This is a genomic window from Amycolatopsis sp. SID8362 (assembly GCF_010550475.1).
Taxonomy (GTDB): domain Bacteria; phylum Actinomycetota; class Actinomycetes; order Mycobacteriales; family Pseudonocardiaceae; genus Amycolatopsis; species Amycolatopsis eburnea.
In genome coordinates this window covers 1-5078 of record NZ_JAAGNB010001382.1, presented here as the reverse complement: position 1 = coordinate 5078, position 5078 = coordinate 1, and the positions used below count along the sequence as shown (strand labels likewise).

At 71.2% G+C, this 5078-nt stretch carries 7 protein-coding genes; 5 read left to right on the top strand and 2 right to left on the bottom strand.

What is annotated here, in order from left to right; all coding sequences use genetic code 11:
- From G3I65_RS42510 to G3I65_RS42495, 4 genes are all read left to right on the top strand, one after another.
- Nucleotides 1–925, top strand: a 925-nt coding sequence (locus tag G3I65_RS42510) for an ABC transporter permease (protein WP_160701107.1), incomplete at its 5' end; no start/stop codon positions are given.
- 153 nt (nucleotides 926–1078) lie between these two features.
- Nucleotides 1079–1744: a glycoside hydrolase family 11 protein gene (locus G3I65_RS42505; RefSeq protein ID WP_160701106.1), complete on the top strand. Its 666-nt coding sequence runs from the start codon at nucleotides 1079–1081 to the stop codon at nucleotides 1742–1744.
- Between the two features lie 2 nt (nucleotides 1745–1746).
- Nucleotides 1747–2409: a polysaccharide deacetylase family protein gene (locus G3I65_RS42500; protein ID WP_160701105.1), complete on the top strand. Its 663-nt coding sequence runs from the start codon at nucleotides 1747–1749 to the stop codon at nucleotides 2407–2409.
- Nucleotides 2410–2497: 88 nt separating this feature from the next.
- Complete coding sequence (locus G3I65_RS42495) at nucleotides 2498–3169, top strand: response regulator transcription factor (protein ID WP_160701109.1); 672 nt, start codon at nucleotides 2498–2500, stop codon at nucleotides 3167–3169.
- Nucleotides 3170–3172: 3 nt separating this feature from the next.
- Here G3I65_RS42495 and G3I65_RS42490 read toward each other — a convergent pair whose 3' ends face one another.
- Nucleotides 3173–3352, bottom strand: coding sequence for a hypothetical protein (locus G3I65_RS42490; protein ID WP_125311390.1), 180 nt, complete (start codon nucleotides 3350–3352; stop codon nucleotides 3173–3175).
- Between the two features lie 114 nt (nucleotides 3353–3466).
- Nucleotides 3467–3679, bottom strand: coding sequence for a DUF5988 family protein (locus G3I65_RS42485; protein ID WP_160701104.1), 213 nt, complete (start codon nucleotides 3677–3679; stop codon nucleotides 3467–3469).
- Nucleotides 3680–4025: 346 nt separating this feature from the next.
- On the opposite strand from G3I65_RS42485, the gene G3I65_RS42480 reads away from it, so the two are divergent.
- Nucleotides 4026–4949: an ABC transporter ATP-binding protein gene (locus G3I65_RS42480; RefSeq protein ID WP_163046852.1), complete on the top strand. Its 924-nt coding sequence runs from the start codon at nucleotides 4026–4028 to the stop codon at nucleotides 4947–4949.
- Nucleotides 4950–5078: the final 129 nt, after the last annotated feature.

Genomic DNA, 5078 nt, shown 5'->3' with positions numbered 1-5078 from the left:
GCCGGAGGTCGCGGCGGCGGTCCGGCGGGTGCCGGGCGTGGCCGTGGCGACGCCGGTGGTCCGGACCTCCGTGCTGACCGCGTCCACGGTGGGCGACAGCGTCGAGGTCCAGCGGACACCGGCGCAGGGACTGGCGGCCGACCAGGCCGGGGGAGCGGTGGAACTCGGCGTCGACGCCGGGCGGCTCACCGACCTGACCGGCGACGCGGTGGCGCTGAGCCGCCCGGAAGCGGACTGGCTGGACAAGAAGATCGGCGACGAGGTCGAGTTCTACTTCGGCGACGGCGTCCCGGCGAAACTGCGGCTGGTGGCCACCTACACCCGCGACCTGGCGTTCGGCGACTTCGTGCTGCCGGTCGAGCTGGCCCGGCAGCACATCGGCGGCCGCCTCGACGATTCGGTGCTGGTCCGGCGGCAGCCGGGGGCGGACGCGGACGCCGTCGCCGCGGCGTTGCGCGCGCTGCCGTACCCGGGCGTGGTCGTGGCACCGGCGTCGACGGCGTCCGCGCCCCAGGGCGGCGACCGGCAGGCGCAGTTCTACCTGAACCTCGTCGCGGTCGGCGTCATCGTGGGGTACCTGGCGATTTCGGTGGCCAACACCCTGGTGCTGACGACGGCGCAACGCAGCCGCGAATTCGCGCTGCTGCGACTGGTCGGCACGACCCGCCGCCAGGTGACCCGCATGATGCGGCTGGAGGCGCTGGCCACGGTCGGGATCGCGGTGGTGCTCGGGACGCTGGTCGCCTTGGTACCGCTGGCTTTCCTCAACTTCGGGCTGCGCGGAACGCCGGTGCCGGCCGGCCCGCTGTCCGTCTACTTCGGAATCACCGGCGGCGCGGTGCTGCTGGGGATGGTGGCGATCGGCGTCGCGACGCGGGTCGCGTTGCGCGCCAAGCCGATCGACGCGATCGGGCTGCGGGAGTAGCGGGGTGCGGGGTGGGCCGGTGGTCCACCCGCACCGGTTTCAGCGGCGCCCACGCTAGCGCTTTCCGCGGCGGCGAAACATTCCGAAAGTTATTGCCCCACCATCGGCGCGGCTCGCATGCTTTTGCCATCCAGCCCTCGACGAGGAGGAAGCATGCTCACCAAGAAACGTGGTCGTTTCCGGGTTTTCGTCACCGGGGCCGCCGTGGCGCTGGCCGCCACGCTCGTGCCCGGCGTCGCCCACGCCGACACCGTCATCACCACCAGCCAGACCGGGAACAACGGCGGGTACTACTACTCGTTCTGGACCGACGGCGGCGGCTCGGTCAGCATGACGCTCGCTTCCGGTGGCAGTTACCGGATGAACTGGAGCAACGTCGGGAACTTCGTCGGCGGAAAGGGCTGGAGCAACGGCGGCCGGCGGACGGTGAACTATTCCGGCAGCTTCTACCCCTCCGGCAACGGCTACCTGGCGCTCTACGGCTGGACGTCCAACCCGCTGGTGGAGTACTACATCGTCGACAACTGGGGCACCTACCGGCCCACCGGGACGTACAAGGGCACGGTCACCAGCGACGGCGGCACCTACGACATCTACCAGACGACCCGCTACAACGCGCCGTCGGTCGAGGGGACCAAGACGTTCAACCAGTACTGGAGCGTCCGGCAGCAGAAGAGGACCGGCGGCACCATCACCACCGGCAACCACTTCGACGCGTGGGCCCGCTACGGCATGCGGCTGGGCAGCTTCAACTACTACATGATCCTCGCGACCGAGGGCTACCAGAGCAGCGGCAGCTCGAACCTGACGGTGGGCTGAGCATGCGGGCCACGAGGATGGTGCTGACAGCCGCGTTGCTGGCCGCGGCGGGTGCTTTCGCGGTCACCCCGGCCCACGCGGCGGCGTGCGGCGGGTACGTCGGCCTGACGTTCGACGACGGGCCGTCGTCCGGCAACACCCCGGCGCTGCTGAGCGCGTTGCGGCAGAACGGGTTGCGCGCCACGATGTTCAACGAGGGCCAGTACGCGGCCGCGTACCCGGCCCAGGTCGGCGCGCAGGTCAGCGCGGGCATGTGGGTGGGCAACCACAGCTACACCCACCCGCACCTGACCCAGCTGGGCCAGGCACAGGTCGACTCGGAGATTTCCCGCACGCAGCAGGCGATCGCGGCCGGGGGCGGCGGCACGCCCCGGCTGTTCCGCCCGCCGTACGGGGAAACGAACGCGACGGTCCAGGCGGTGGCGTCGAAGTACGGCCTGCGCCAGATCATCTGGGACGTCGATTCCCAGGACTGGAACGGCGCGAGCGTCGACGCGATCGTCGCGGCCAACGCCCGGCTGCAGAACGGCCAGATCATCCTGATGCACGAATGGCCTGCCAACACCCGGGCGGCCATCCCGCGCATCGCGCAGACCCTGGCGAGCCGGGGCCTGTGCGCGGGGATGATCTCGCCCTCGACCGGCCGGGCGGTGGCTCCGGGCTGACACCTGCCGCGGCTGGGTCGTGAGTGTTCGGTCGGGTTAGAACCCGACCGAACACTCACGACCTGTAGCGTGCCTGGTCGTGGGGACGATGGGCGAGCCGCGGCCGATCCGGGTGATCGTGGCCGACGACCAGCAGGCCGTGCGCGAAGGCCTGGCCGCGCTGCTGGACCTGCTCGACGGCGTCGAAGTGACCGGGACCGCGGCGGACGGCGCGAGCGCGCTCGAGCTGGTCGCGAGCCTGGCGCCCGACGTCGTGCTGATGGACCTGAACATGCCGGTGCTGAGCGGAGCCGACGCGACCCGGCGGATCACCCGCGAGCACCCGGACGTCGCTGTCGTGGTGCTGACGACGTACGCCGACGACGCGTCGATCACCGGCGCGCTGGCCGCCGGGGCGCGCGGGTACCTGACGAAGGACGCGGGCCGCGCGGAGATCGGGGCCGCCTTGCGGGCCGTGGCTTCGGGGCAGCTGACGTTCGGGGCCGAGGTCTCCCGGCGGGTGGCCGGCGCGCTGGTCGAGCCGGGCGCGCGGAAAGCCGTCCCGCGCGGGGAAAGCCTGCCGGACGGGCTCACCGCGCGGGAGGCCGAAGTGCTCGGCCTGATCACCGCTGGGCTGAGCAACGGCGAGATCGCGGCCGAGCTGTTCGTCGCCGAGACGACGGTGAAGACGCACATCAACAACGCGTTCGCCAAGATCGGCGCCCGCAACCGGATCGAAGCCATGCGCTACGCCGTGCGGCACGGCCTCGACCACGATTGATCTTCACGATTTGCCGCGCTCGTTCAGGTAATCGAGCGCTTTTCCGCCGACTTCTTTAGCTCGATCGTACCGGCCCGCTTTCTTGAGCGCGTACACGACCACGCCGAGCAGCAGGATCAGCAACAGGATCCCGCCGCCGATGATGGCGAAACGGAGCAGCAAGAAACCGAGTACTTCACCCATGGCGGATTTCCCTCCGTACCGCGGTGCCGGTGCACCGACCGGGAGGAAACTAGCGCCGGACCGGGGTGGAGGAGGACCTCCGCGGGGTGGAGATCGAGGTGGAGACCGCCCAGGTCACTCGGCGACTCTGGTGCGCCCGCACCAGGCGAACACCGGGACCTGGTCACCCTCGGCGCCGGTCGTGAACTCCCCTTCGTGGGAGAAGTGCTCGTACCCGGCGCCGAAGCTGACCTTCGCGACTTCGCCGATGCTGCCGACCGTCCATTCGCGGTGCCGTTCGATCAGCTCGGCCGGACCACCGGAAAGCGTCACCTTGATATGCGTCATGATTCATTCTCCGTCGGTTCGCCTGCGCGGAGGAAAAGCAGGAAATGTGGCCTACGTCTCTCGACGATGCCTGACGGCCGATCGCCGTGTCAAGATGTCCGGCTCCTATTGGGGAATTCCCCAGAACAGGGGTTGACCCCGCATTTGTAAGGGTTTTCCGGAGCGTGGGATAGGGGTTGCCGCCCCGGCGGCCGTCCGCTCGCGGGCAAGCGGACGGTTAACTCGGACATTTCACCACCTCGGCGTGCGCCGGTCGGCTCGCGTTCCCCCGGCGTTCACCCCACGCGGGTGCCGCCGTCATTTGCGGTGCCTAAGTTTCTGGCGCAGCCGCGAAGGGAAGGGACCCATGGACGCACCCTGGGCAGTGAAAGCGCGTGGGATCACCAAGTGCTTCGGTGACGTCGTCGCGCTCGACGGCATCGACTTCGACGTGGCGCCGGGGGAGATCCACGGGCTGGTCGGCCCGAACGGCGCGGGCAAGACGACGCTGCTCGGCCTGCTGCTGAGCCTCGCGGTCGCCGACGAAGGCAGCTTGGAGATCCTCGGCACGCCGGTCGGCCGGGCGCTGGCCGCGCCCGCGGGGGTCGCGGGGTTCGTCGACGGCCCGGGCCTCTACCCGGCGCTGACCGCGCGGCAGAACCTGGCGGCGCTGGCCGCTCTCCGGGATGCGACCGCTGACATCGATGACACGCTCGGCCGCGTCGGGCTCGCGGACGTCGCCGACGACCGCGTCCGGGGTTTCTCGCTGGGCATGCGCCAGCGGCTCGGCCTGGCCGCGGCGCTGCTCACCGAGCCGCGCCTGCTGGTCCTCGACGAGCCGGCCAACGGCCTCGACCCCGCCGGCAAGAACCACGTCCACGGCGTCCTCGAGCAGCTCGCGGCCGGCGGCACGACGGTGGTGCTGTCCAGCCACCGCATGGACGACCTCGAGGCACTGTGCTCGGAGGTGACGATCCTCGCCACCGGCCGCGTCGCGTTCACCGGCCCGCCGGCCAAGCTCGCCGCGGAGAACCGCGAGCTGGCCTACCGCCTGCGCACCTCCGACCCGGCGGCCGCCCGGCGGGTGATCGCCTCGACCCCGGGGGTCGCTGCGGACGCCGGGCCGCGGCGGGACGAGGAGGTCTTGGTGGTCCGGGCGCTGGTGCCGGTGCTGGACGAGCTGGTCCGCCGGCTGGTGACCGAGGGGGTGGCGGTCCGCGAGCTGGCGCCGGTGGTTTCGCCGCTGGAGGCCGCGTTCCTGGCGCTGACGGAGCAGGAGACCGCCCGATGACGGCGCCGGTCGGCGGTCTTGCCGCGCTGGCGGACCCGCGCCCGATCGCCGCGGCGGGCGGCGGCTTCGCCGCGCTGGCGGAACTGCGCGTGATGTCTGCGGCGGTTGGCGGTCTTGCCGTGGCGGAGC